Raw genomic sequence first — 26506 nt, forward strand, 5'->3', positions numbered from 1 at the left:
ATCCCGGCCGCACGCAAGAGCCGCGGTTACACTGTGGAGCCTGTTTTCCCGTTGTGACCCAGGCCCCCTTTTTCATGTCACTGCTGCCGATCATCGAGTACCCCGACCCGCACCTGCGCGAGCGCGCAGTGGATGTCGACCCCGCGCTGCTGGCGCAACCCGCGTTCCAGAAGCGGCTCGACGACATGTTCGAGACGATGTACGAAGCGCCGGGCATCGGCCTCGCGGCGCCGCAGATCGACGTGCTCGAGCGCTTCATGATCGTCGATGTCAGCGAAGAACGCGGGCAGCCGCTGGTGTTCGTCAATCCGGTCATCCGCAACCGTTCCGAGGCGTTGCGCGCGCACCAGGAAGGCTGCCTGTCGATCCCCGGCATCTATGCCGAGGTCACCCGTGCCGACGGCATCGAGGTCGAGGCGCTCGACCGCCACGGCAAGCCGTTCACGATGCGCGTCGATGGCCTGCTGGCGACCTGCATCCAGCACGAGGTCGACCACCTCGACGGCAAGCTGTTCATCGACTACCTGTCGCCGCTCAAGCGCTCGATGGCGCTGAAGAAGCTCACCAAGCTGCGCAAGCGCGGCTGACCCGCGGCGCTGCCGGCGCGCATCGCCTGGCCGGTGGCGGCGCGCGATGGAGCCGTTACCGGCGCCCTTCCAGTTTCCTGACGGACCCTCCGCATGAAAATCGTGTTTGCCGGCACCCCCGAATTCGCCGTACCCGCATTGTGCGCGGCGGCGGGCAAGGCCGAGGTCGTCGCGGTGTACACCCAGCCCGATCGACCGTCCGGCCGCGGCCGCGTGCTCACGCCGTCGCCGGTGAAGCGTGCCGCGCAGGACATGGGCTTCCCGGTCCTGCAGCCGGACACGCTGCGTGCGGCCGAGGTGCAGGAGGCGCTGCGCGCACTGAAGCCGGACCTGATGGTGGTGGTCGCCTACGGGCTGCTGCTGCCGCAGGCGGTGCTCGATATCCCGGTGGATGGCTGCTGGAACGTGCATGCGTCGCTGCTGCCGCGCTGGCGCGGCGCCGCACCGATCCAGCGTGCGATCGAGGCCGGCGATACCGAGACCGGCGTGTGCCTGATGCGGATGGAGAAGGGCCTCGACACCGGTCCGGTACTGCTGGAACAGCGCACGCCGATCGGCGAACAGGAGACCGGCGGCGAGCTGCACGACCGGCTCGCCGCGCTCGGCGCCCAGGTGCTGGCCGACGGCCTCGGCCTGCTGCGCGTGGGGATCCAGCCGGTCGCACGTGCGCAGCCGGCCGAAGGCGTGACCTACGCACGCAAGCTCGACAAGGCCGAGGCACGGCTGGACTGGCGCGAAGCGGCGCCGGTGCTGGCCAACCGCGTGCGTGCCTTCAATCCGTGGCCGATGGCGGAAGCCGACGTCGCCGGCGAACGCCTGCGCCTGCATGCGGCGGTCGCGCTGCCGCTGGCGCACGACGCCGCTCCCGGCACGCTGCTGGCTGCCGGCCGCCAGGGCATCGACATCGCCTGCGGCGAGGGTGTGCTGCGCATCCGCACGCTGCAGCGCGCGGGCGGCAAGGCGATCACCGCCGCCGACTGGCTCAACGCGCGGCGCGATCCCGCCGTGCCGTCCGCGCAGGGCTGATGGCCGCGCCCGTCGCCGGCGCCCAGGTGCGGGCGACCGCTGCGCGCGTACTGGATGCGGTGATGCGCGGCCGCTCGCTGCGCACCGAACTCGCCACTGCATTGCCGGCCCTGCGCGACCCGCGCGATCGCGCGCTGCTGGAGGCGATCTGCTTCGCCGCGCTGCGCCAGCGCACCCGTGCCGACGCCGCCCTTGCTGCATGGACGCCGCGGCCGCTCGGCGCGCGCGACAGCCTGCTGCGCGCGCTGCTGCATGCGGGCTTCGCGCAGCTCGATCCGCTCGGCCTGCCGCCGCATGCCGCGGTGGCCGCCACCGTGGAGGCCGCGCGCACGCTCGGGCGCAGCCACCAGGCCGGGATGGTCAACGCGCTGCTGCGCCGTGCGATCCGCGACGGCCTGCCGGCGGGCGATCCGGCGGATGCCTGGCCCCCGTGGTTGCGCGAGTGCATCCACGCCGACTGGCCGGACGAGGCCGCGCACATCTTCGCCGCCAGCGCGACCGCGGCACCGGCGTGGTTGCGCGTCAATGCACGGCACGGCGACCGCGAGGCCTACCGCGCGCGCCTCGCCACGCAGGAGGTGCAGGCGGAACTGCCGGCGTGGCCGGTCGACGCCCTGCTGCTGCGCACGCCGGTGCCGGTCGCGCAGCTGCCGGGGTTCGACGACGGCGACGTGTCGATCCAGGACCTTTCCGCCCAGCTGGTTGCCGATGCGCTGGCGGCACCGGCCGGGGCGCGCGTGCTCGACGCCTGCGCGGCACCGGGCGGCAAGGCCGCGCACCTGCTCGAGCGCGACCCGGCGCTGCGGCTGACCGCGCTGGATGTCGATCCACACCGGCTGCAGCGCGTGGCCGACACCCTTGCGCGTCTGCGCCTGCCCGCGGCGTCGCTGCAGGCGGCCGACGCCCGCGCCGCGGACGGCTGGTGGGATGGCACCCCGTTCGACGCCGTGCTGCTGGACGCGCCGTGCTCGGCCACCGGGGTCGTGCGCCGGCAGCCCGACATCCTGCTGCATCGCCGCCCGCAGGACCTCGATGCGCTGCTTGCATTGCAGTCGACCCTGCTCGACGCCTGCTGGCGGCTGCTCGCGCCCGGCGGCGTGCTGCTGTATGCGACCTGCTCGATCCTTGCCGCCGAGAACGCGCAGCAGGTCGACGCCTTCCTCGCCCGCACGCCGGATGCCCGCGCCGAACCACTCGACGAACGCTTCGGCCGCGCGGCCGGTGCCGGGCGCCAGCGGTTGCAGGGCGATGCCGATGGCGATGGCTTCTTCTACGCACGGCTGCGGCGTACGGCGGCTTGAGCGGGTGAGGCTGGCATGCCCTCACCCCATTCCGTCTCCCGTGACGGGAGAGGGGCGATCGTGCCGGGCGGCAGTCGATTCGACGGGCACACCGTGATCGCCGGGAACGAGGGTCCCCGTGCGTCGGTTGTGTCCGGGGCCGGCTAACCAAACCCTAGCGTTTCGCTGTGTAGACTGCGCCGCGTCCACCACCGGCGCCGACCGCACCCCACATGTCGCCCCCGCATCCCTGGCTGAGCGTGCTCGTGCCGTTCTATCGCGTCGAGCCCTACCTGCGCGAATGCGTGGAGTCGGTGCTCGCGCAGGTCGACGGCGGCGTGGAGATCGTGCTTCTCGACGACGCCTCGCCCGACAACTGCGCCACCATCGCGCGCGACCTGCGCAAGGCGCATGGCGATGTCATCCGCCTGCTCGGCCACGACCGCAACCGCGGCCTGTCGGCGGCACGCAACACGCTGATGGCGGATGCGCGTGGCGATTACCTGTGGTTCCTGGATTCCGACGACGTGCTGCTGCCGGGCGCGATCGCCGCGGTGCGCGACGCGGTGTCCATGCATGCGCCGGACCTGGTGCTGTGCGACTTCCGCGTGCTGCGCGAGAAGTTCACCCTCAAGCACCGCCTGCGCGGCGAGCTGCACCGGCGCACCTGGGCCGGCGCATCGCAACAGCTGCAATCGGATCCGCGCGTGCTGCTGAGCGGCCTGCTGGGCGCACGCCAGCTGCATGCGTGGTCGAAGATCGCCCGTGTCGACGTGTGGCGGCAGGCAAGGTTTCCCGAAGGGCGCACGTTCGAGGACATCGCGGTGGTTCCGGCGCTGGTCGGCAATGCGCACAGCTTCGTGCACCTGGACCGCCCGATGGTCGGCTACCGGCAGCGCGCCGACAGCATCATGGCGACGCTGGCACCGGACAAGATCCACCACCTGATGGCGGCGCTGCGCGAACTGCACGCGGGCCTGGTGCCGATCGCCGGCGAGAGCGGCGACGCGCGGTTCGCACTCGACTACTTCTGCCTGCGCAGTCTGGCGACCACCGCGCAGAAGGCGATGGGGCAGGACGCGGCGATCGTCGACGACTTCCGCCGCACCCTGGCACAGCTGTTCCCGGACGGCCCCCTGCAGGTGCTGGCGCATTGCCGCCATCGCGGCTGGCGGATGCGTGGCTGGCGGGTGAGGCGCGGCCTGCGCCGGCTGGAGGCGCTTGCGTGACCGATGCCGTGGCGCGGGCGCCGGGCGTCATGCCTGTGGCGCCGCCGCCGAGCACCCTGCCCGCGGCGCCGAAGCCGCGCATTCTGCATTTCGTGACCGGCGGGTTTTCCGGCGGCGCCACCCAGGTGGCGATCCAGCTGGTCAATGCCGCGCGCGACAGCGGCCGGGTCGAGCCGTTGCTGGTCCTGCGTCGCAAGCGCCGTACCGACCCGGCGCGCATCGCCGAACTGGAGGCCGCCGGCGTGCCGTTGCGGGTGGTGCCGGGCTGGTCGCATGCGGCGACGATCCTCGCGCTGGTGCGCGTGTGCCGGGAGTTCCGGCCCGACGTGCTGGTCGCACACGGCTTCAGCGAACACCTCTGGGGGCGCTACGCCGGGCTGCTGGCCGGCGTGCCGCACCTGGTGCACGTGGAGCACAACACCCGCGAGCGCTACACCCGCTGGCGGCTGGCGCAGACGCGCTGGCTGGGCGCGCGCAGCAGCCGCATCGTCGGCTGTTCGGAAGGCGTGCGGCAGGTGCTGGTGGACATGGGCATGCCGCCCGGACGCACCATCGCGATCCCCAATGGCATCCGCCTGGCGCCGTTCGCGGATGCCGATGCGGTGCCTGCGCCGGCGCGCACCGCGGGCATCGTGATGGTGTCGCGGCTGTCGAAGCAGAAGGACCATCCGACCCTGCTGCGCGCGGTGGCGCTGCTGCGCGATCGCGGGCTGAGCCCGCCGGTGCTGCTGGCGGGCGCCGGCAAGGCACGCCACCGCCGGCCGCTGGAAAGGCTGGCGGCGGAACTCGGCCTGCAGCAGCAGGTGCGCTTCCTCGGTCTGTGCCGCAACGTGCCGGAGCTGCTCATGACGCACCGCATCGCCGTGCTCAGCACCCGTTACGAGGGCATGCCGCTGGCGCTGATCGAGGGCATGGCCGCCGGCTGTGCGGTGGCGGCGAGCGCGGTGCCCGGCGTGCGCGAGGTGATCGAGGACGGCATCGACGGCCTGCTGGTGCCCGGGGCCGATCCGGCGGCGCTGGCCGACGCGCTCGAGCGCCTGCTGCGAGACGACGCCCTGGCGGCACGGCTGGGCGCGCGTGCGCGCGAGGTCGCGGTCACGGAATACGCGCGCGAGCGGATGAATGCGCGCTACGAGGCGCTGTTTCTGGAACTCGCTTCCCAGCCGCCGTTGCGCTCGCAGCAGACGCAGACGCCCTGACCCGGAGAAGGCCGGCCGTATCCGCGGATGTGCGGTAGCCGTGGCGGACGCGGCCGGGGCGCATCCGCGACGCGGAGCCCGGATGGATGTGGATCCCGGGTGCAGTGGGCCGGTTTCTCCCGGCTACGCGGCGAGGGTGCAGTCGATTGCGCGATGCCGCTGGACGACGTGGTCATCGGGCGTGGCCACCGGACGCATGTGTCGCCGACACCGCAGCCAGGTGGCACCGGTCGCTACCAGCGCAGCGGCCGCCGTGCGACCTCGCGGGTGAGGCGGTCGAGCAGGGCGCGCGCCTCCGCATGCGGCAGGAAGCGGATCCGCAGCGCGGGCGCCATCGAACCGGCGCCCGCGGTATCCAGCCACAGCGATGCCATCCCGGTGCAGCGGTCGAGCAGCGAGCGACGCAACCGCAGCGCCTGCAGCTTGTCGATCTCGGCGAAGCGCCAGTGCCGCGACCACCAGCCCTCGCGCACCGCGAGCAGCCGGCCGTCCACGGCGTAACCGGCGCGGCGGGCGTGCTGAGCGGCGGCGAAGATCGCCCACGGCAGCCACAGCAGACCCAGCAGGCCCCAGGCCCCGAACCACCAGCCCAGGCCGGCGCCCAGCAGCAGCGCGAAGCCCACGCCCGGCAGCAGCAGCCGCAACCATGCGCGCGGGTGCAGCGGGCGCCACTGCACGGGCGGCCAGTCGCCGGCGTCGAGCAGGTGGCGGACCAGCGTGTCGCAGGCCGCCGCCGGCGCGATCGGTGCGAGTTCCGACAGGCCGCGCTGGTCCTGGCCGCTGCTGACCACCGCGGTATCCACATGCAGGCTGCGCCGGCGCAGCAGGCGGTGCATCAGGCTCTCGTGCAGTGTCCAGGCCTGGATGCGCCGGCGTGGCACGCTGTTGCGCAGGCGGGTCAGCAGGCCGCGTTCGACACCGAGCCGGCGCCCGTCCTCGACCAGCCGGAAACCGTGGTACTGCACCAGCGCCAGCACCACCGACAGCAACCGCAGCGCGAGTATCGCCAGCACCAGCAGCAGCGCTGCTGCCAGCAGCTGCGCCTCCCAGGCACCGCCGGCCACGCTCACGCGGCCGAAGGCCTCGCGCGCGACGCGGGTCAGCAGGTCCCCGGCCATGTTGTCGGGCAGCACCTGCATCGCCAGCGCCACCGCGCCGGCCACCACGACCATGCCGCGGTTGGAGACCAGGCCCAGGCGGATCACCTCGCCGGTGGACAGTGCAAGCAGGGCGCGGGGCTGCGCGGCGGGCGCGGCAGCGGCGTGCAGCGGTCCGTCGGGCGCGGTTGCCGCCGGTGCACGCCTGCGCACGACCTCCTCCAGCGCCATCGCCTCGGCCAGCGTGAGCACCTGCATCCGCGCTTCGGGCTTGCTGCCGCCGGCCGATTCCAGCCGCACCTCGGCCACGCCGAACAGGCGATGCAGCAGGGTCTGGTGCAGGGCGACGTCGTGGATGCGCGAGAACGGGATCTGCCGCAGGCTGCGTTCGAACAGCCCGCTGCGCACGAATACGCTGTCGGCGCCGATGCGGTAGCGGAAGGTGAGGTAACGCCACACCGCCGCCACCAGCAGCGCGACCAGCGCGATCGCGACCACGCCCAGCCGCATGCCGTCATCGCCGCGGGCGCCGAAGATCGCGATCGCCACCAGTGGCACCACCATCTGCCCGATCTGCGACAGCAGCACGAACAGCCAGGACAGCGGATGCAGCCGGCGCTCGTCGTCCGTGGGCAGCAGGGTTTCGGCCGTGGATGCCGTGGCGAGGGCGGCGGTGCCGGTCGGCGGCGGCGTGCCGGTGTCATCGGCCGCGTCCGCGCCACCGGCGATCGGCGCCATGCCCGGCGCAGGCCCGGCGCCCGGACCAGGCGTGCTGTCGCTGACAGGCGCGCCGTTGTCCGCCGCCCCCGGTGGGCCGCCGCTGCCGCCGGTCTCAGGCGTCGTCGTCATCGTGCCCGGTCCAGGCCGCGAGGCGGTCGCGCAGGCGTTCCGCATCGCCGGCATCGAGGCAGGGCACCGCCACGGCGCTGTCGCGGGTGCCGGCGGTGTGGACGATCAGCGTCGACAGGTTGGCCTGGCGTTCCAGTGGCCCGCGACGCAGGTCGATGTGCTGCACCCGCGTGCCCGGGACCCGTGTCTCGGTGAACCACAGGCGCCCGCGCTGCAGGCCGAAGCCGTCGTCGTCCAGCCGCCAGCGCGTCCAGCGGTAGCGGCGCAGGCCCATCCAGCCGCCCAGCAGCACCAGCCCCAGCCAGGCGGCCAGTGCGCCCAGGCGCGCGGCGTCGCCACCGATCCACACGCCCAGCGCAACCAGCGCCACCGCGGCCGGAATCGCAATGCCGATCGCCCCGGACAGCGCGAACAGCCAGCGCGCGCGCGGTGGCAGTGCGTTCCAGCCGTCGTCGTCGCCGGCATCGCGCGCAGCCGGGCCGAGGTCGTCGAGATCGATCATCGGGCGGCTTCCTCGTGCGCCTTGGGGTAGGGATAAGGCTCGCCGCTGCCCGGCGGGCGGATCGAGTAGCGCTTGTAGGTCCACTGGTACTGCGCCGGATCGCGCCGGGCGATGCGTTCCACCGCCAGGTTGAGCGCGGCCACCGCGGTACGCGGGTCGGCATCGGCAAGGCCGGGCGGCGCCGGTTCGATGCGCAGCGCGAAGTCCGGGCCGTCGCCGATACGCTCGCAGTAAGCGAACAGCACGGTCGCGCCGGTCTTTGCCGCCAACCGGCCGAGCAGGGTCATGGTCAGCGCGCCGGTGCCGAAGAACGGCGCGTACTCGCCCTCGCCCGCCTTGGGCTGCTGGTCGGGGAGGATCCCGGTGACGCCGCCGCCGCGCAGCAGCCGCACCAGCTGGCGCACCGCGGCGCCATCGGCGCGGATCTGGGTGACCCGCTCGCCGGCATTGGCGCGCACCCGTCGCAGGAAGGCCTCGCCCACCGGCGACTCGGGCGCGCGATAGAGCACCGAGATCGGCGTGCGCGTGGCCAGCCACTGGTTGAGCAGCTCCCAGTTCCCGTAGTGCGGTGCGGCCACGATCAGCCCGCGGCCCGAGGCGAGCGCGGCGTCGAACAGCTGCACGCCGTGCGTCTCGCGGATCAACGCGAGGTTGGCGGCCGCCGGCCGGGTCCAGAAGCGCAGGGTCTCGACGAACTGCAGCGCGGTGGTGCGCAGGACCGCCGCGTGCCAGATCTCGCGTTCGGCCGGCAGCGCGTCGGGGTAGGCGATGGCGAGGTTCTGCCGTGCCACCCGGCTTTCGCGTGCATCCAGCCGGTTCCACGCCGTCGCCAGCGCGTGCGCGACCGCGCGCTGCCAGCGCCACGGCAGGCGGGAAAACAGGGCGGCAAGCGCGTACAGCAGGCGGGCGGCGAACTCGTGCATGCGCCGAGTGTAGAGGGCCCCGCAAGCCTGCAGGCCGCCGGGCGGGCACGGCGACGCGCTAACCTTCCGCGGTCGCCACTGCCCACGTCCCGGATGCTCTGCCTGATCCAGCGCGTCACCCGCGCCAGCGTCACCGTCGACGGCGACACCATCGGCGCGATCGGCCCCGGCCTGCTGGCCCTGGTCGGCGTGGAGCCGGGCGACGACACCCCGCAGGTCGAACGCATGGCCACGCGGCTGCTCGGCTACCGCGTGTTCGCCGACGACGCCGGGCGCATGAACCGCGCGCTGTCCGATACCGGCGGCGGGCTGCTGCTGGTCAGCCAGTTCACCCTGGCCGCCGACACCCGTTCCGGCATGCGCCCCGGCTTCAGCACCGCAGCCGCGCCGGCCGAGGCGGAGGTGGTGTTCGACCGCCTGGTGGCGATGTGCCGCGAACGTCATCCGGTGGTGGAAACCGGCCGCTTCGGTGCCCATATGGAGATCAGCCTGGTCAACGATGGCCCGGTGACGTTCCTGCTGAGGGCGTGAGCACGCTGGAAATCCCGGCGGGCGGACCCATATCCATCTCCGGGGCCGGTTCGACGGGCCCTCCGGGCGTCCCGCCGCGTACCTGAACCGCGCGGCATCCGTGTCCCGTTCGCGAACGGGAAATGGGCCGCTGCTGGTATAATTACGGGTTCACTTTTTTCCAATCTTCTGGTAGCGCGATTCTATGGCCAACGAACGTCAGGCGGCGCCGCAGTCCGACATCAAGCAGCTGATCAGCAAGGGCCTGGAGCAGGGCTATCTGACCTACGCCGAGGTCAACGATCACCTGCCCGACGACCTCGTCGATCCGGAGCAGATCGAAGACATCATCGGCATGATCAACGGCATGGGCATCCAGGTCCACGAGACCACGCCCGATGCCGAGACCCTGCTGCTGGCCGGTGAAGCCAGTGGCAACCGCGATGTCGACGACACCGCCGCCGAGGAAGCCGCCGCCACCCTGACCGCGCTCGACGGCGAGGGCGGCCGCACCACCGACCCGGTGCGCATGTACATGCGCGAGATGGGCACGGTGGAGCTGCTGACCCGCGAGGGCGAGATCGCCATTGCCAAGCGCATCGAGGAAGGCCTGAACCAGATGCTTGCCGCGCTGGCGAGCTTCCCGTGGTCGGTGCAGCTGCTGCTCGAGGACTTCGAGCTGCACAAGGCCGGCAAGAAGCGCCTGCCGGAGATCGTGGTCGGCTTCAACGACCTCATCGAGGAGCAGGACGCGCTCGCCGCCGCTGCCGAGGAAGAGGCCGCCAACGCGCCGCCGGCCGAGGCGGATGCCGAGGAGACCGAAGAGGACGAGGCCGATGATTCGTCCGAGACCGAGGAAGCCGGCCCGTCCGGCCCGGATCCGGCCGAGGTCGCGCGCCGCATGGACGCGATGGCCGCGATCTACACCAAGTTCCAGAAGTCCTACGCCAAGAACGGCCCCAGCGCCAAGGCGGTGCTGAAGCTGCGCGAGGAGATGGCGGAGATCTTCGTCACCTTCAAGCTGCCGCTGCCGCTGATGGACACCCTCGTGCGCAAGCTGCGCGAGGTGGTCAACGAGATCAAGGACCACGAGCGCCGCATCCTCGACCTGTCCACCCGAGTGGCCAAGATGCCGCGCAAGGACTTCATCCGTGCCTGGGACGGCAACCAGACCAATACGGACTGGGCGGACGAGATGATCAAGCGCAAGCAGAAGTGGTCGTCGGCGCTCAAGGACGTGCGTGACCAGATCGTCGCCGAGCAGGAAGCCATCATCGCCACCGAGAAGGCGATGGGCGTGACGCTCACCGACCTCAAGGAAATCAACCGTGCGATGGCCTACGGCGAAGCCAAGGCGCGCAAGGCCAAGAAGGAAATGGTCGAGGCCAACCTGCGCCTGGTGATCTCGATCGCCAAGAAGTACACCAACCGCGGCCTGCAGTTCCTCGACCTCATCCAAGAGGGCAACATCGGCCTGATGAAGGCGGTCGACAAGTTCGAGCACCGCCGCGGCTTCAAGTTCTCGACCTATGCCACCTGGTGGATCCGCCAGGCGATCACCCGTTCGATCGCCGACCAGGCGCGCACCATCCGCATCCCGGTGCACATGATCGAGACGATCAACAAGTTGAACCGCATCAGCCGGCAGATGCTGCAGCAGTACGGCCGCGAAGCGACGCCGGAGGAACTGGCCCGGGAGATGGACATGCCCGAGGACAAGATCCGCAAGGTGATGAAGATCGCCAAGGAGCCGATCTCCATGGAAACCCCGATCGGCGACGACGAGGATTCGCACCTGGGCGACTTCATCGAGGACACCAACGTGGAGTCCCCGGTCGAGGCCACCACCAACATCAACCTGCAGGAAACGGTGCACGACGTGCTGGCCGGCCTGACCCCGCGCGAAGCCAAGGTGCTGCGCATGCGCTTCGGCATCGACATGAACACCGACCACACCCTCGAGGAAGTCGGCAAGCAGTTCGACGTCACCCGCGAGCGCATCCGCCAGATCGAGGCCAAGGCGCTGCGCAAGCTGCGCCACCCCAGCCGCTCGGAGCAGCTGCGCAGCTTCCTCGACATCGACTGAAGCCGCGTCACCGCTTCACCCGGAGAAGCCCGCCTCGCGCGGGCTTTTTCGTGTCTGCCGGCTGAGTGCCCGTGCGCTACCTGCGTAGCTGCAATCCTTCTCCCGCGTGCGGGAGAAGGTGGCGCGAAGCACGGGATGAGGGCGACCGCGCCAACCCCACGCGCCGATCACCCTGTCCCGCGCATCCTCCCGCCACGGCGCAGGAGACCGGCATGGCAGACCAGGTGGACGTGGCGATCATCGGTGGCGGCCCCGCGGGGCTGACCGCGGCGACCTATCTGCGGCGTTTCCTGCGCAGCTGCGTGGTCATCGACGCCGGCCACAGCCGTGCGCGCTACATCCCTGAAAGCCACAACTGCCCGGGCTTTCCGCAGGGCGTCTCCGGGCGCGAGCTGCTGGCGCGGATGCGTGCGCAGGCCGAAACGTTCGAGGCCCGGATCGTCGAGGCCCGTGTCGAGCGCATCGAGAACAGCGGGGAAGGCTTCACCGTCAGCGCCGGTGAGCGCCGCTGGCATGCGCGCAACGTCATCCTCGCCACCGGCGTGGCCGACCGCCTGCCTGAGGTGCCCTGGTGCGAGGACGCGATCGCCCGCGGTGCGCTGCGGCTGTGCGCGGTCTGCGATGCCTACGAGGCGCGCGACCAGCGCATCGGCATCCACGGCCCGGCCGATGGACTGATCGGCCACGCGCGCTTCCTGCGCGCCTATTCGCCCGACGTGGCGCTGCTGCCCACCGACCACGCGCTCGCCGGGGCCGATGCAGCCACCGCCCGCGAACTGGGCGTGCGCGTGCTGCCACCGGGAGGCACGCTCGACTTCGACGGCGAGCGCTGCCACTACCGCACGCCGGAGGGCGACGAGACCTTCGACACCATCTACCCCTACCTCGGCCACCACGGCTATGCCGACCTGCTGCGCGGCCTCGGCCTGCCCGGCGACGAAGGCGAACTCAAGGTCGACCTCCACCAGCAGACCCGCATCCCCGGCCTCTACGCCATCGGTGACGTGGTCAGCGGCCTCAACCAGATCTCCGTGGCCTTCGGGCAGGCCGCCATCGCCGCCACCCATGCGCACAACTCGTTGCCGCACGTGCCACGCGGGTAGGCGCGGCGCCACGCGCGATTGGGTAACATCGCGGGCTTCAACGGGCCTATAGCTCAACGGTTAGAGCAGAGGACTCATCGAAAGGTGACCCCGGCATCGGAAGGGCCGGCGGAAAAACGGGATGAATTCAGGGAAACCGCAGCGGCGGCCGCATTGGCCGGACGGTGGCAATCCTGAGCCAAGCCGGCGGTACACCGCCGGAAGGTGCAGAGACTACCTGGGGGCTGCAGTGCCCTTGATGACAGGCTAGAGCGTCCCGCACCCCACCAGCGCAGGCTGCGGGTGATGAGATAGTCCGCGCCGGGCGGAAACGCCCGGGAAAGCGAATCCTTTGGTTCCAGGTTCGAATCCTGGTGGGCCCACCATCCGTGCATCGCGATCGCGTCGACCGCCGCATCGATACGCTGTGCCGCCCGGCTGCGCATCGTTGGCCGCAGCGGTGGAGGCGTGGGGCCCGTACCGCATTCACGTTTGCATATACGCGCACGATGTATCACTGCCGGTACCCCGGCATGCGGCCGGCTCAGGAAACCGCGAACATATGCGCCTGGCGGACTTCATCGAAAGCAACGCAACAGCCATCGTCGACCAGGCGGAGGTCTTCGCACGCTCGCTGACCGACGGCAAGCTGAAGCTCGACTCCGAGACGCTGCGCGACCACCTGCCGCAGATCCTCGAGGTGGTGGTGGCGGACCTGCGCAGCGCGCAGACGCAGGAGCGGGAGCAGGAGCGTGCGGAAGGCCTGCACGACACCCCGGAGTCGGACCCGCTTTCGCCCGCGCAATGGCATGGCCAGCTGCGCGCGCGATCGGGTTTCAGCATCGAACAGCTCGTCGCCGAATTCCGCGTGCTGCGCGCCTCGGTACTGCGCCTGTGGAGTGGGGAACATCCAGGGGCCGACGATTCGCTGGAAGACATGCTGCGCTTCAACCAGGCCATCGACCAGGCGATCGCGGAGTCCGTCGCCCACCACGCGGCCGAGGCACGCACCTGGCACAACATCTTCCTCGGCGTTCTCGGCCACGACCTGCGCGGCCCGCTCACCGCGATCCTGCTCACCTCCAACCTGATGACGCAGATGACCAACGACGCGCCGATGTCGCGCCTGGCCCGACGGCTGGTGATGAGCGGCGAGCGCATGTCGACGCTGCTCGACGACCTGCTCGACTTCAGCCGCAGCTCGCTGGGCGTGGGCCTGCGCATCACCCGCCGCAACGCCGACCTCGCGCAGGAGCTGCACGAGGAGATCGACATGCTGCGCATGGCCTGGCCGGATACCCGCATCCACTACACCAGCCATGGCGCCATCCACGGTGCCTACGATGCCTCCCGCGTGCGCGAAGCGATGGCCAACCTGGTCAACAACGCCGTCAAACACGGCGAGGCCGGCGGCGACGTCCGCGTCCACCTCGACAGCGACGAGGAAGGCATCGTGCTCACGGTCGAAAACACCGGCGCCGCCATCTCCGACGACACCCTGGCGCGGATGTTCGACCCGCTGCAGCGCGGCGCCTCCGCGGCCGCCCCCGACGACGGCACCAGCCTCGGTCTCGGCCTGTTCGTGGTGCGCGAGATCGCCCGCGCGCATGACGGCGAGGTGGCGGTGACCTGCGCCGGTGACCGCACCGTGTTCACCATGCAGCTGCCCGCTCACGCGCCGGGAGAGCTTCCGGCCGCGCCCCCGCGCACGTTCGCGGCGGATCCCCGTTGATCGCGCCGCGGTTGCATACCACTCACGAAGCCGGTGCGCGCGGCGAGGGCCCCGGTCGACTTCCACGCGGTGTCCTGACACGTGACCGGGCGCGAGGTCTGCGGTGATCCGACTGCAGCGGTCGGCGCAGGCGAGGAAGTGTAATGGTCAGTCTTGGTCCGGTGCCGATGACACTGGTGATCCTGCTGCTCGCGCTGGGGGTGGCCGCGCTGGTGGCGCGCCGCCTGGCCAGGCGGCCCGGCGCGCCGCCTCTCGCGGCCGGGGGTGCGCTCGTCGACATGTTGCTGGTCGGGCTGGTCGTCGGCCGTCTGGTATTCGTGGTGCAGTGGTGGCCGCAGTACGCGGCCGATCCGTGGTCGCTGCTGCGCATCGGCGATGGCGGCTACGCGATCTGGGGCGCGGTGCCGGCCGCCCTCGTGTTCGGTGCCTGGCGCATGCGCCGCACGCCGGCGCTGCGGCGGCCCCTGCTGTGGGGCACCGGCGCCGGGGTTGCGACATGGGCCGCGCTGGCCGGCGCGCTGGTGCTGATGCAGCAGGCGGTGGTGCAGCTGCCGGATGTCGAGCTCACCCGCATCGAGGGCGGGCCGGTCCGGCTGTCGGGCATGGACGGCCAGCCGAAGGTGGTGAACCTGTGGGCGACCTGGTGCCCGCCGTGCCGGCGCGAGATGCCGGTGCTTGCCGCCGGCCAGGCCGCGAACCCGCACATCACCTTCGTGTTCGCCAACCAGGGCGAGGGCGGCGACCTGATCCGTGAATACCTCGACGGGTCCGGCCTGCAGCTGGACAACGTCGTACTCGACCCGTTCTCCAGCGTGTCGCAGGCCACCGGCGCACGCGGCCTGCCCACCACGTTGTTCTTCGCCGCCGACGGACGCCTGGCCGACGTCCACATGGGCGAACTCACCAGCGCCGGCCTGGCCCGCAAGCTCGAGCGCTTCGGCCCCGCCCCCTCCCTGCCGGACGGGACAACTCCATGAAACAGTTCCACCTCATTGCCTGCCGGGTGAACTGCGCAACGTACCCGGGCCGCGCTGAACCCGGCGGGTGACCCGCGAACCCGTGTCGTATCCTGCCCCGCATCGCACGGGCCGGGGCCCATCCGGGAAACCGGTCATCAGGGGCGTGAAGACGGCCGGCTGACACGTTCGGCCCGCAGACGTGGTGCGGTCCGCGCATGAGTGGCCATGCCTTTCGCGCGCCTGCAGGAGGCCGATGATGACCGAGCACGATCCTGCGCTGCTCGACCACGAGGCGCTCGAGCGCCTGCAGCTGCCGCAGTGGGCCGCGCTGGATGCCTCCGAGAAGATCGATTTCTTCGAGGAGACGGTGGAGCTGGCGTATCCCGGCGGCGCGCTGGCGCCGGAGCGGCTGGCGATGCGCGACGCGTGGACGACGACCGGGCGCCGCGTGCGACGCCAGACGACCACGGCGCTATTCCGCCGGCCTGACAGGTCCGCCGGCGTCTCCGGCGTTGCCTTCGCCGATCGCGGGGCTGTCGAGCGCGCCCTCTGCCGCGGCCGCCTCCAGCGCGGCCAGCAGCGCCGGCATCGGCATCGACTTCGCGTACAGCCAGCCCTGGCCGTAGCGCACGCCGCGTTCGTGCAGGAAGCGGGCCTGCTCCGCGGTCTCGATGCCTTCGGCCACCACGTCCAGGCCGAGCGTGCTGGCCATGCCGATGATGTGCACGGCGACATCGCTGGTGGGTGCATCGGTGCCCACGGTGTCGACGAACGACTTGTCGATCTTGAGCGTGTCGATGTCGAACGTGCCCAGGTACGAGAGCCCGGAATAGCCGGTGCCGAAGTCGTCGATGGCGGCGCGCAGGCCGAGCGCGCGGATCCCGGCGAGCACGTGCCGGGTGGCTTCGACGGTCAGCAGGCCGCGCTCGGTGGCCTCCACCGCGAGGTTGTGCGGCGCGATGTCGGGCAGGCGGGTGAGCGCGTGCAGCTGCTGGACGATGGCATCCGACGCAAGGTCGGACGCCGACAGGTTGATGCTCAGGCGGAAGTCCGGGTGCTTGCGGAACAGTGCCGGGGTTTCCGCGGCGATGATCGCCAGCACGCGCCCGGTGATGCGCTCGATCAGGCCGCTGTCCTCGGCCGCGGGGATGAACATGTCGGGCCGGATCAGCATGCCGTCGGCGCGCCGCCAGCGGATCAGCGCCTCCGCGCCCACCCAGCGCCCGCTGGCCAGCTCGACGATCGGCTGGTATTCGAGGAAGAACTCGTCGGCATCGAGCGCGGCGCGCATCACTGCCGGCAGTGAGCGCTGCACGCGCAGGTGCCAAAGCAGGGCCAGCCACAGCAGCAGCCCGACCAGCGCACCCACCGGCACCAGCGTCCACGCAAGGGTGCGAGTGCGCGCCTCGATCCGCGCCACCGGCGCGGCGGCGAATGCCAGCAGCTGCCAGTCCGCGGAGTGGTACAGGGTGACCATCTGCCCGCCGTCGAGGAACCGCGCGGTCCCGTCGGGGCCGGGGGTGCGTTCGAGCCATTCCGGCTGGAAGCGGCCGCGCACCGCCAGCGGCACGTGCCCGGGCAGGCTCAGCAGGCCCACCGAAGGGTCGTCGGCGCTCTGCACCAGGTTGGTGAACATCTCCGGGTGCACCAGCGTTGCGGTGCCGCTGTGCTCGGCCATCAGCAGGTCGGTGTCCGGGATCATCGGCAGGCGCACGCGCGGGCGCATGCGGTCGCCCTGCACGCTGGTGAACGCGGCAGGCCCGAGCGGGATGCCGTCGCCGTGGTCACCCAGCGACGAGCACACCAGGCGGTCGTTCTCCACATAGCCCACCGCCTGCAGGTAGGTGGAGCCGAGGTCGATCGACCACATCAGCGCCAGCTTGTCCGGCGTGCACGGGTGGTCGGGCGGGAGCGCGGCCAGCCGCTCGGTGGCTTCCTGCGACTGTCTTGCGATCACCGCGGTGCGCGCCAGCACCGCCCGTGCCAGCTGTTCGACGCGCTCGAACTCGGTGTTGCGCGCCAGGTGCTGGGCCAGATACAGGGACCCTGCAAGCGGAACGCCGAACACCAGCGCCGCGGCCCCGATGAGCCTGATCATCCTTGCCAGCTGCATGGTTCTCCGACCCGGGTGGATGCAGTTCGGCCGCCTACCATGGCATCCCCGGGGCCCGGGGTTAAGTGAACCGTGCAAAGCCGGCCGCTCACGGGTGGTCGGATGCTGACGCATTCATCCGGCACCGCTGCCGTCCGCGAACGGCGTGCCGCAGCTGCGATGGCGGTCACACACGGGCAGGTCCGTGCCGGGTGCGGGCCGGGCGGCGGCGCGGAGGCCGGCGCGCCGGCGGTTGATCGCCACGCCGCAGCCCCCATCCCTGTGGTATCGCGCCCCCCGGCGTACCCCGCGCCACGCGCCGCCATCCCGGAGCCCTGCATGTTGCTGATCCCGACCCCTGCCATCGCCTGCGCCCGCACGCCCGCCCCGCGCGTGGAGCCGCGGCGATGAGCGCGCCCGCGATGCCGCGGCTGTCGATCCTCGAACTCGGCCGGGTGCGCGAGGGTGGCGACCGCCGCACCGCGCTCGACGAGGCGCGCGAGCTTGCGCGGCAGGCGGAGGACTGGGGCTACGAGCGGTTCTGGATCGCCGAGCACCACAACATGCCGGCGGTCACCACCGCGGCCACGTCGCTGGTGATCGCGCATGTGGCCGCGGGCACGAAGCGCATCCGCGTCGGCGCCGGTGGCGTGATGCTGCCCAACCACGCGCCCTACATCATCGCCGAGCAGTTCGGCACGCTGGCGACGCTGTTTCCCGGCCGCATCGACCTCGGCCTCGGCCGTGCGCCGGGCACCGACCAGCTCACCCTGCGCGCGCTGCGACGGCCGCCGGGCAATTCCGACAACTTCCCGCAGGACGTGCAGGAACTGCAGGCGTGGCTCGGGCCGGTGCAGCCGGGCCAGCGCATCGAGGCGGTGCCGGGCTCGGGCACCGAGGTGCCGCTGTGGATCCTCGGCTCCAGCCTGTTCGGCGCGCAGCTGGCGGCCGAACTCGGCCTGCCATTCGGTTTCGCCTCGCATTTTGCGCCGCAGGCGCTCGACCAGGCACTGGCGATCTACCGCGAGCGCTTCAAGCCGTCGCCGCAGCTGGCCGAGCCCTATGCGCTGGTCGGCGTGAACATCGTCGCCGCGCCCACCGATGCCGAGGCCAGGCGCCTGGCCACCAGCCAGCAGATGTCGTTTGCCGACATCTTCCGCGGCGCGCGCAACCTCACCCAGCCGCCGATCGACGACATCGAGCAGTACTGGACGCCGATGGAGAAGGCGCAGGCCGCGCAGATGCTCGCGCACAGCATCATCGGTGGCCCGGACACGGTGCGTGCCGGCATGCAGGCGCTGGCCGAGCGCACCGGCGCCGACGAGCTGATGGTGGTGTCGGATGTGTACGACTTCGAGCTGCGCCTGCGCTCGTTCCGGATGATCGCGGAGATCGCCGGCGCGCATCCGCCGGCGGCGTGACCGCCGCGCCGCCTGTCGCGTGCAGGCGGCGCTGATGGCGCCGACGGCGGGTTGGGCTAGAGTCGCGGTCCGGCCCCTCCGGTCACGACATGCTGCAACGCCTGCAACTGCCTCGCACCTACCGCTTCGACCGCGCCCTGCTGGGGGTGCTGATCGCAAGCTCCGCCTGGCTGGCCCTGACCTTTGCGCGCGGGCCGGGCGAACTGGCCGCGGTGTGGGTGGGCAACGGCCTGCTTGCCGGCTGGCTGCTGACCCGGCGTACCCGCACCTGGCCGGGCTATCTGGCGGTGGCGTACGCGGCGGAACTGCCGGCGCGGCTGCTGGCGGGCGATGAACCGTCGTATGCGGCGCTGATCGCGCTGTGCAACGCAGGCGAGGCGCTGCTGGTGGCCGCCATCATCCGCAGCCGTGTTCCCGACATCCGCAATCCGCGCGACTGGATGCATCTGGGCGGCATCGCGACCGCCGCCACGCTGGTGGCCTGTGCGGTGTCCGGGCTTGCGGCGGCCACGGTCGCCAACGGCATGCACGGACAGCCGTTCGGCATCGCGTTCGAGAGCTGGTATGCCGCGCACGTGGTGGGGATGGTGATCGTGGCCACCACCACGCTGGTTGCCCAGCGCCGCGGCCGCGGCATGTTCACGATGGGCGGCGGCTGGAGCCTGATGGCGACCATGGCGGTGCTTGTGGTGGTGGCCATTGCGATCTTTGTCAGTACCTACCCGGTGCTGTTTCTTGCGTACCCGGCGCTGCTGCTGGTCGCGGTGCGCCATCAGTTCGTCGGGGTGGCGCTGGGGGTGATCGCGCTGGGGCTGATCGGCGCCTACGCCACCCACCTCGGCTTCGGCCCCCTGTGGCTGCCCGGCCTCGACGACGGCGGCCGCATCGCGCTGCTGCAGCTGTACCTGGCCGGTGGCTGCCTGATGACCATCCCGATGAGCCTGGCAATGACCGAGCGCCAGCGCCTGGCCCGCCAGCTTGCGGAAAGCGAGCGCCGTTACCGCATGCTGGCCGAGCATTCGCATGACCTCATCGCCCGCGTGCGTGCCGATGGCGAGCTGCTGTACGCGTCACCGGCGGCCGCCGAGATGTTCGGCTGGACACCGGCGGAAATGCTGGGCTCGCGCTGGGAGATCCTGCATCCCGAGGACCGCACGCTGCAGCAGCAGGCGATGGCCGCGGTGCTGGCCAGCGGCGAGCCGCGCACGGACGTCTACCGGGTGCAGCATCGCGATGGCCGCTTCGTGTGGGTCGAGGGTGTCTGGCGCCCGATCCCGGCCGATGACGGCAGCGACCGTGTCGACGTCATGCTCAACGCACGCGACGTCACCGCGCGGGTCGCGGCCGAACAGGCGCTCGAGGAGAGCCGGCGTGAACTGGAACGGCTGGCGCGCGTGGATGCACTCACCAATCTCGCCAACCGCCGCCAGTTCGATGAGCGTTTCGAGCAGGCGCTCGGCCGGCTGCAGCGGCACGGCACGCCGGTGGCGGTGCTGTGCATGGACATCGACCACTTCAAGCGCATCAACGACGGCCATGGCCATGCCGCCGGCGACGCGGTGCTGCAGCAGTTCGCGCAGCGCCTGTCCGGCGCGGTGCGTGCGACCGACCTGGTGGCGCGCCTCGGCGGCGACGAGTTCACCATCCTGGTGGAGAACCCCGCGCCCGGCACCGCCGAAGCCATCGCCCGCAAGATCATCGACGCCTGCAACGCGCAGGCGCTCGATGCCGACGGCACCGCGCTGCGCATCACCACCAGCATCGGCATCGCCTACGCCACCCGGCCGGTGGATGCGGTGACCCTGATGGCGCAGGCAGACGCCGCGCTGTATGCGGCCAAGGATGCCGGCCGCAACGGCTACCGGGTGCACGCGGACTGAGCGCGTGAAGCGCCGGGCTGCACCCGCTGCGCCTCGACCGCTGTTCGCACGCCGCGGGTTGGCCGACCGGTCAACGCACGGTTTGCGCCGCGACGCTGTTGCACCGATGCCGGCTCTTGGCGCGGCGCTCACCGCGGCGCGCCTACCGTTGCCACCCCATCCCCCGACACCGCGCCATGCACGCAGCCATCCCACAGGTGTTTTCCGCGCCCGTCGGTACCGGGCTGGTGGCGCCTGCGCAGGAGCCGCTGCGTGCCCGGGCGGCGCCGCGCAGCGCCGATGCCGTGGTCGCGCATCCCGCGTGGTGCGACGGGCTGCCGCAGCTCGATGCCGATCGCCTGTTCGCGTCGGCCACCCGCGTGGTGCTGGTCGCGCCCCGGCCGGGCGATGGTGTGCAGGCGGCCGGTGGCCTGCTCGCCGCCGCGGCCCGGCGCGCACTGCCGGTGTGGGTCTGGGTGCTGACCGATGGCGAGGGCCAGGCCAACGCCGCGCGCTGGCGGCCACGGCTCGATAACGCCCTTGATGCCCTCGACGTGCGCAGCGGTGGCATCGAACGCTTCCGCCTGCCGGTCGGCAGCCTCAACGCGCAACGGGATGTGCTCGGCGACCGCCTGCGTCGCCTGCTGCAGCCCGGCGACGTGGTGCTGGCACCGCAGCCCTCGGATGACACGGGAGATGAGGCGGCCGTGGCACACGCAGTGAGTGCCGCCGCGACCTGCAGCGGATGCGTGCGCCTTGGCGTCCCACTCCACGACGGCTGGCCCGCGCCTTCGCTGCTGGCGTCGCGACAGTTGCGGCGCTTCGAACTCGACCCCGACCTCGTCGCCCGCAAGCGCGCCGCATGGCAGGCGTTCGGCGGCGCCCCAGCCGCCGCGGCATTGGCCGCGCCCGCCCCACCACGCACCGACATCGAGATCGTCGCCCTCGGCTGACGCCACAATCCGGCGAGGTGGCCCGGACACGCCAGGTGCATTGGGGCTGGCGTCCCCGACCCGGAAGCAGGCGCTGCTGCCATCGCATCGTCCACTTCGCAACCCGTGGCGACCCCACTCCGCCGCGCGCCTCCAACCGTGGCAACATACGCGTCTGTAACCGTTTTCAACGGAGTGGAAGTGGAGCGTTCGCACCGCATCGATGCCCTGATCGCGCGGATGACGATGGAGGAGAAGGTCGGCCAGCTCGGCTGCTTCGCCGACATGCACCGGCCGTTCGCGGCCGACGTCAACCCGGAAGTCGCCGCCCAGAGCGCGCACGAGGTGCTGGCCGAGGTGCGCGCCGGGCGCGTGGGCACGCTGTTCAACGGCGTCGGCGCGGCGCTGGGCCGCGAGGCGCAGCGCATCGCGGTGGAGGAGTCGCGGCTGGGCATCCCGCTGCTGTTCGCCGCCGACGTGATCCACGGCATGCGCACGGTGTTTCCGATCCCGCTGGGGGAGGCGGCGAGTTTCGAGCCCGACCTGGCGCGGCGTACCGCGCGCGCGGCCGCCATCGAGGCCACCGCCGCCGGCCTGCACTGGACGTTCGCGCCGGCGGTCGACATCGCCCGCGACCAGCGCTGGGGCCGTGGCGCCGAAGGCTCCGGCGAGGACGTGCTGCTGGGCTGCGCGTTCGGCGCGGCGCGCGTGCGCGGCTTCCAGGGCGACGACCTGCGCGCGGAGGCTGCGCTGCTGGCCACCCCGAAACACTTCGCCGCCTACGGTGGCGCGGCGGCGGGGCTGGACTACAGCCAGGTCGACATCTCCGCGCAAACCCTGCGCGACGTGCACCTGCCGCCGTTCCGCGCCTGCATCGAGGCCGGCGCACTCACGCTGATGAGCGCCTTCAACGACATCAACGGCATCCCGGCCAGCGCCAACCGCTGGCTGCTGACCGACCTGCTGCGCACCGAGTGGGGCTTCGACGGGCTGGTGATCGGCGACTACACGGCCGACATGGAACTCATCGCCCACGGCTATGCCGCTGACGAGCGCGATGCCACCCGGCTGGCGTTCACCGCCGGCCTCGACATCAGCATGCAGAGCGGTTTCTACCGCGACCATCTGCCGGCGCTGGTGGCCGATGGCGTGGTGGACCCGGCGCAGCTCGACGCCTCGGTGCGGCGGGTGCTGGAGCTGAAGGACCGGTTGGGCCTGTTCGACAACCCGTACCGCTCGCTCGATCCGCAGCGCGAGGCCGATACCTCGCATCGCGAGGCCCACGAGGCACTGGCGCGTGATGCCGCGCGCCGCTCGATCGTGCTGCTGAAGAATGATGGCGGCGTGCTGCCGCTGCGCAGGGCGGGGCAGCGGATCGCGCTGATCGGCCCGATGGCGGAGGACCGCGACAACCTCGAAGGCTGCTGGGTGCTGTTCGGCGACCGCGAGCGCTACGTGGACCTGGTGACCGGCATGCGTGCCGCGCTCGAGGACGCCGATGCGCTCACCGTGTGCGCGGGCAGCGGGCTGGAGGAGGCGATCCCCGGCGGCATCGACGCCGCGGTCGCGGCCGCGCGCGCCGCCGACGTGGTGGTGCTGGCACTGGGCGAGCCGCAGCGTTACAGCGGCGAGGCGCAGTCGCGGGTGTCGATCACCCTGCCGCCGGCGCAGCAGGCGCTGGCCGATGCTGTGGTGGCTGCGGGCACGCCGGTGGTGGTGCTGCTGCGCCACGGCCGCGCATTGGCGCTTGAAGGCGGGGTGCGCGATGCACACGCGATCCTCGCCTGCTGGTTCCTCGGCAGCCAGACCGGCCATGCCACCGCCGACGTGCTGTTCGGCGGCTACAACCCGTCGGCGCGGCTGCCTGTGAGCTTTCCGCATCACTCCGGGCAGCAGCCGTACTTCTATGCGCACCCGCGCTCGGGGCGGCCGGAACTGCCGGGCGTCACCGAGTTCAAGAACCGCTGGCGTGAGTGCACCAACGCCGCGCTGTATCCGTTCGGCCACGGGCTGTCGTACACCACGTTCGAATACGCCACGCCGCGGCTGTCGACCACGCGGCTGGCCTGGGACGGAACCCTGATCGCCAGTGTCGCGGTCACCAACACCGGTGCGGTGTCGGGCGAGGAGGTCGTGCAGCTGTATATCCACGACCGCGTCGCCAGCCGGGTGCGCCCGGTGCGGGAGCTGAAGGCCTTCCGCAAGGTGGCGATCGCGCCGGGGGAGACGGTGGAAGTCCGCTTCGAACTCGACCGTGCACAGCTGGCGTTTACCGACCCGGCGATGCGGTTCGAGGCGGAGCCCGGCACGTTCGGTCTGTGGCTGGCGCCGTCGTCGGTGGCCGGCGAGCCGGTGCGCTTCGAGTTGCTGGCGCCGGGCGCACTTTAGCCGCGCGGATCGCGTCACGCGTTACATCCGCGGTTGGAGGGTGCCCGCGCACCAACCCTTCTCCCGCGTGCGGGAGAAGGTGCCCCGGAGGAGCGGATGAGGGGCGAGCAGGTGCGGTCGCTGCCCCGGCCCTCACCCCTGCCCCTCTCCCGCAGCGGGAGAGGGGTTCCAACGCCACCTCCAGCATGTTGGAGAGGACCAGGCCGTGGCCCGGATGGTTTCGTCTCCAGTCGCACCAGGCGAGACGGCCATCGCGTACAACGACCGCCCGCCGACGTAACCGACGTGCCCGCTTGAACGCCATCCTCCGTGCTTCCGACCACCCGATCGCCACGCCTGCCGGCACCCGGGCCCTCGCCGCGCCCGGCGGCGGCGAACTCGCCGCACGCCTGACCCGCCGCTACGGCGACCGCATCACCGGCCACTTCGTGGTGCCGGGGCAGGAGGGCAGCTTCGCGCCGTTTCCCGACGACCTGCCACCGGCACTGGCGGCGGCGCTGCGTACGCGCGGGGTCAACCAGCTCTATGCCCACCAGGCGCGTGCCTGGCAGGCGGCGCGCGACGGCAAGCATCTGGTCGTGGCGACGCCGACCGCCTCCGGCAAGTCGCTGTGCTACACGCTGCCGGTGGTGGCCGCGGCGCTGGCCGAAGGGAAGAAGGCGCTGTACCTGTTCCCGACCAAGGCACTGGCGCAGGACCAGGTCGCAGAGCTGCTGGAATTGAACCGCGCCGGCGAACTCGGCCTGCGCGCGGCGACCTTCGATGGCGACACCCCCGGCGATGCACGCCAGGCGATCCGCTTGAACGGCGACATCGTGGTCAGCAACCCCGACATGCTCCACCAGGGCATCCTGCCGCACCACACCAAGTGGGCGCAGTTCTTCGAGAACCTCAGGTACGTGGTGATCGACGAGGTGCACACCTATCGCGGCGTTTTCGGCTCGCACGTGGCCAACGTGATCCGCAGGCTCAAGCGCGTGTGCGCGTTCTACGGCGTGCGTCCGCAGTTCATCCTGTGCTCGGCGACGATCGGCAATGCGGCCGACCACGGCCGTGCGCTGATCGAGGACGAGGTGACCGCGATCCTCGAATCCGGCGCGCCCAGGGGCGACAAGCACGTGCTGCTGTGGAACCCGCCGGTGGTGAACCCGGACCTCGGGCTCAGGGCCTCGGCACGCTCGCAGTCCAACCGCATCGCGCGGCTGGCCATCAAGGCGGGGCTGAAGACGCTGGTGTTCTGCCAGACCCGGCTGATGGTGGAGGTGCTGACGAAGTACCTGAAGGAGGTCTTCGACCACGACCCGCGCAAGCCGCGCCGCATCCGCGCCTACCGCGGTGGGTATCTGCCCACCGAGCGCCGCGAGGTGGAACGCGCAATGCGTGCCGGCGATATCGACGGCATCGTCAGTACCTCGGCGCTGGAACTCGGCGTCGATATCGGCAGCCTCGACGTGGTGGTGCTCAATGGCTACCCGGGCAGCGTCTCGGCCACCTGGCAGCGTTTCGGCCGCGCCGGCCGTCGCCAGCAGCCCTCGCTGGGCGTGCTGGTGGCCAGCTCGCAGCCGATGGACCAGTACATCGTGCGCCACCCGGAATTCTTCGCCGGTGCCAACCCCGAGCAGGCGCGCATCGAGCCCGACCAGCCGCTGATCCTGATGGACCACATCCGCTGCGCCGCGTTCGAGTTGCCGTTCGTTGATGGCGACTATTTCGGCCCGGTGGAGCCGGCGCCGTGGCTCGAGGTGCTGGCCGAGTCCGGCGTGCTGCACCACGAGGCCGCGCGCTGGGAATGGATCGCCGACAGCTATCCCGCGCAGGCGGTCAACCTGCGCTCGGTGGCCGACGGCAACTTCGTCGTCGTCGACCGCACCGATGGCCGCCAGACCATCATTGCCGAGGTCGACTATTCCGCCGCCGCGCTCACCCTCTACGAGGGTGCGATCCACATGATCCAGTCCGAACCGTTCCAGGTGGAGCGCCTGGACTGGGAAGGCCGCAAGGCCTATGTGCGCCGCACCCATGTCGACTACTACACCGACGCCATCGACTACACCAAGCTCAAGGTGCTCGACGAGGCCGAGAGCGCGCAGGCGGGCGCAGGGCTGGCGCGGCATGGCGAGGTGCACGTGGTGCGTCGGGTATCCGGTTACAAGAAGATCCGCTTCCACACCCACGAGAACATCGGCTACGGCCCGGTGAACCTGCCCGACCAGGAACTGCACACCACCGCGGCGTGGTGGCAGCTGCCGCAGGCGGTACTGGATGCCGCGTTCGACAGCCGACAGCACGCGCTGGATGGTTTCCTCGGTGCCGCGCACGCGCTGCACCTGGTCGCCCAGCTCCTGGTGATGGCCGAGGCGCAGGACCTGCAGAAGGCGGTGGGCAGCGGCGATGGCGCCTGGTTCGCCAGCGCCGACGGCGCCGGCCGCGGGCAATGGCGCAATGCCGACGGCCAGCCCGGTTCGCCGGACGACGTGCGCGGCTTCACCCCGACGCTGTATCTCTACGACAACTATCCCGGCGGCGTCGGCCTGTCGCTGCCGCTGTTCGAACGCCGGGCGGAGCTGCACGCGCGTGCGGTGGAACTGGTGCGCGACTGCGGCTGCCGCGGCGGCTGCCCGGCCTGCGTCGGCCCGGTGCTGGAAGCGCAGGAAGGCGAGGGCGCCGATTCGCCAAAACGTACCGCGCAACGCGTGCTCGCCCTGCTGGGTGCGGCCGACGCATGAGCGCGCTGGCACGCAAGCTGGCCGGAC

19 protein-coding genes are annotated in these 26506 nt (G+C 71.4%); 15 read left to right on the forward strand and 4 right to left on the reverse strand.

What is annotated here, in order from left to right:
- The first annotated feature begins 74 nt into the window (after positions 1-74).
- The 5 genes from def to ERL55_RS01685 all read left to right on the forward strand — a co-directional run bounded on the left by def (position 75) and on the right by ERL55_RS01685 (position 5321).
- The gene (def, locus tag ERL55_RS01665) at positions 75-587 is read left to right on the forward strand and encodes a peptide deformylase (RefSeq protein WP_129134881.1); all 513 of its coding nucleotides are present in this window, start codon (positions 75-77) and stop codon (positions 585-587) included.
- A gap of 93 nt (positions 588-680) precedes the next feature.
- Positions 681-1613, forward strand: coding sequence for a methionyl-tRNA formyltransferase (fmt, locus tag ERL55_RS01670; RefSeq protein ID WP_129134882.1), 933 nt, complete (start codon positions 681-683; stop codon positions 1611-1613).
- A complete protein-coding gene (gene rsmB / locus ERL55_RS01675; protein WP_129134883.1) occupies positions 1613-2914 on the forward strand; it encodes a 16S rRNA (cytosine(967)-C(5))-methyltransferase RsmB in 1302 nt (433 codons plus the stop codon). Before fmt ends, rsmB begins: the two co-directional genes overlap by 1 nt.
- Positions 2915-3126: 212 nt before the next feature.
- Positions 3127-4122, forward strand: a complete 996-nt coding sequence (locus ERL55_RS01680) for a glycosyltransferase family 2 protein (protein ID WP_129134884.1) — start codon at positions 3127-3129, stop codon at positions 4120-4122.
- A complete protein-coding gene (locus ERL55_RS01685) occupies positions 4119-5321 on the forward strand; it encodes a glycosyltransferase (protein ID WP_206733343.1) in 1203 nt (400 codons plus the stop codon). The genes ERL55_RS01680 and ERL55_RS01685 overlap by 4 nt, the downstream gene beginning before the upstream one ends.
- Before the next feature lie 233 nt (positions 5322-5554).
- On the opposite strand, the gene ERL55_RS01690 is transcribed toward ERL55_RS01685, so the two are convergent.
- Genes ERL55_RS01690 through ERL55_RS01700 form a run of 3 tightly spaced genes read right to left on the reverse strand, consistent with a single transcriptional unit; the run spans position 5555 to position 8692 of the window.
- Positions 5555-7267: a PH domain-containing protein gene (locus tag ERL55_RS01690; RefSeq protein ID WP_241685807.1), complete on the reverse strand. Its 1713-nt coding sequence runs from the start codon at positions 7265-7267 to the stop codon at positions 5555-5557.
- Positions 7251-7769: a PH domain-containing protein gene (locus tag ERL55_RS01695; RefSeq protein WP_129134885.1), complete on the reverse strand. Its 519-nt coding sequence runs from the start codon at positions 7767-7769 to the stop codon at positions 7251-7253. Before ERL55_RS01695 ends, ERL55_RS01690 begins: the two co-directional genes overlap by 17 nt.
- Entirely contained in the window at positions 7766-8692 is a 927-nt protein-coding gene (locus ERL55_RS01700) for a lauroyl acyltransferase (RefSeq protein WP_129134886.1), read from the reverse strand. Before ERL55_RS01700 ends, ERL55_RS01695 begins: the two co-directional genes overlap by 4 nt.
- Before the next feature lie 93 nt (positions 8693-8785).
- On the opposite strand from ERL55_RS01700, the gene dtd reads away from it, so the two are divergent.
- From dtd to ERL55_RS01725, 5 genes are all read left to right on the forward strand, one after another.
- Entirely contained in the window at positions 8786-9223 is a 438-nt protein-coding gene (dtd, locus tag ERL55_RS01705; protein WP_129134887.1) for a D-aminoacyl-tRNA deacylase, read from the forward strand.
- 184 nt (positions 9224-9407) lie between these two features.
- The gene (gene rpoD / locus ERL55_RS01710) at positions 9408-11288 is read left to right on the forward strand and encodes an RNA polymerase sigma factor RpoD (protein WP_129134888.1); all 1881 of its coding nucleotides are present in this window, start codon (positions 9408-9410) and stop codon (positions 11286-11288) included.
- Positions 11289-11500: 212 nt separating this feature from the next.
- Positions 11501-12391: an NAD(P)/FAD-dependent oxidoreductase gene (locus ERL55_RS01715; RefSeq protein ID WP_129134889.1), complete on the forward strand. Its 891-nt coding sequence runs from the start codon at positions 11501-11503 to the stop codon at positions 12389-12391.
- A 541-nt stretch (positions 12392-12932) separates the two neighbouring features.
- A complete protein-coding gene (locus ERL55_RS01720; RefSeq protein ID WP_129134890.1) occupies positions 12933-14102 on the forward strand; it encodes a sensor histidine kinase in 1170 nt (389 codons plus the stop codon).
- Positions 14103-14245: 143 nt separating this feature from the next.
- Positions 14246-15079 (forward strand): TlpA disulfide reductase family protein, encoded by an 834-nt coding sequence (locus ERL55_RS01725; RefSeq protein ID WP_129134891.1) that lies wholly within the window; start codon positions 14246-14248, stop codon positions 15077-15079.
- Positions 15080-15533: 454 nt separating this feature from the next.
- Here the strand turns inward: ERL55_RS01725 and ERL55_RS01730 are convergent, their stop codons facing one another.
- Entirely contained in the window at positions 15534-17159 is a 1626-nt protein-coding gene (locus ERL55_RS01730) for an EAL domain-containing protein (RefSeq protein ID WP_164972091.1), read from the reverse strand.
- A gap of 401 nt (positions 17160-17560) precedes the next feature.
- Here ERL55_RS01730 and ERL55_RS01735 point away from each other — a divergent pair, with 401 nt between their 5' ends.
- From ERL55_RS01735 to ERL55_RS01755, 5 genes are all read left to right on the forward strand, one after another.
- Positions 17561-18574: an LLM class flavin-dependent oxidoreductase gene (locus tag ERL55_RS01735; protein ID WP_241685808.1), complete on the forward strand. Its 1014-nt coding sequence runs from the start codon at positions 17561-17563 to the stop codon at positions 18572-18574.
- An 89-nt stretch (positions 18575-18663) separates the two neighbouring features.
- The gene (locus tag ERL55_RS01740) at positions 18664-20454 is read left to right on the forward strand and encodes a diguanylate cyclase (RefSeq protein WP_129134893.1); all 1791 of its coding nucleotides are present in this window, start codon (positions 18664-18666) and stop codon (positions 20452-20454) included.
- 176 nt (positions 20455-20630) lie between these two features.
- Positions 20631-21386 carry a PIG-L family deacetylase gene (locus ERL55_RS01745; RefSeq protein WP_129134894.1) on the forward strand — a complete coding sequence of 252 codons (756 nt, stop codon included), beginning with the start codon at positions 20631-20633 and terminating at the stop codon, positions 21384-21386.
- Positions 21387-21605: 219 nt separating this feature from the next.
- On the forward strand, positions 21606-23753 hold the full coding sequence (locus ERL55_RS01750) for a glycoside hydrolase family 3 N-terminal domain-containing protein (RefSeq protein ID WP_129137152.1): 2148 nt from the start codon (positions 21606-21608) through the stop codon (positions 23751-23753).
- A 326-nt stretch (positions 23754-24079) separates the two neighbouring features.
- Positions 24080-26479 carry a DEAD/DEAH box helicase gene (locus ERL55_RS01755; protein WP_241685871.1) on the forward strand — a complete coding sequence of 800 codons (2400 nt, stop codon included), beginning with the start codon at positions 24080-24082 and terminating at the stop codon, positions 26477-26479.
- The last annotated feature ends 27 nt before the right edge of the window (positions 26480-26506 follow it).

Source organism: Luteimonas sp. YGD11-2, assembly GCF_004118975.1.
GTDB lineage: Bacteria > Pseudomonadota > Gammaproteobacteria > Xanthomonadales > Xanthomonadaceae > Luteimonas > Luteimonas muca.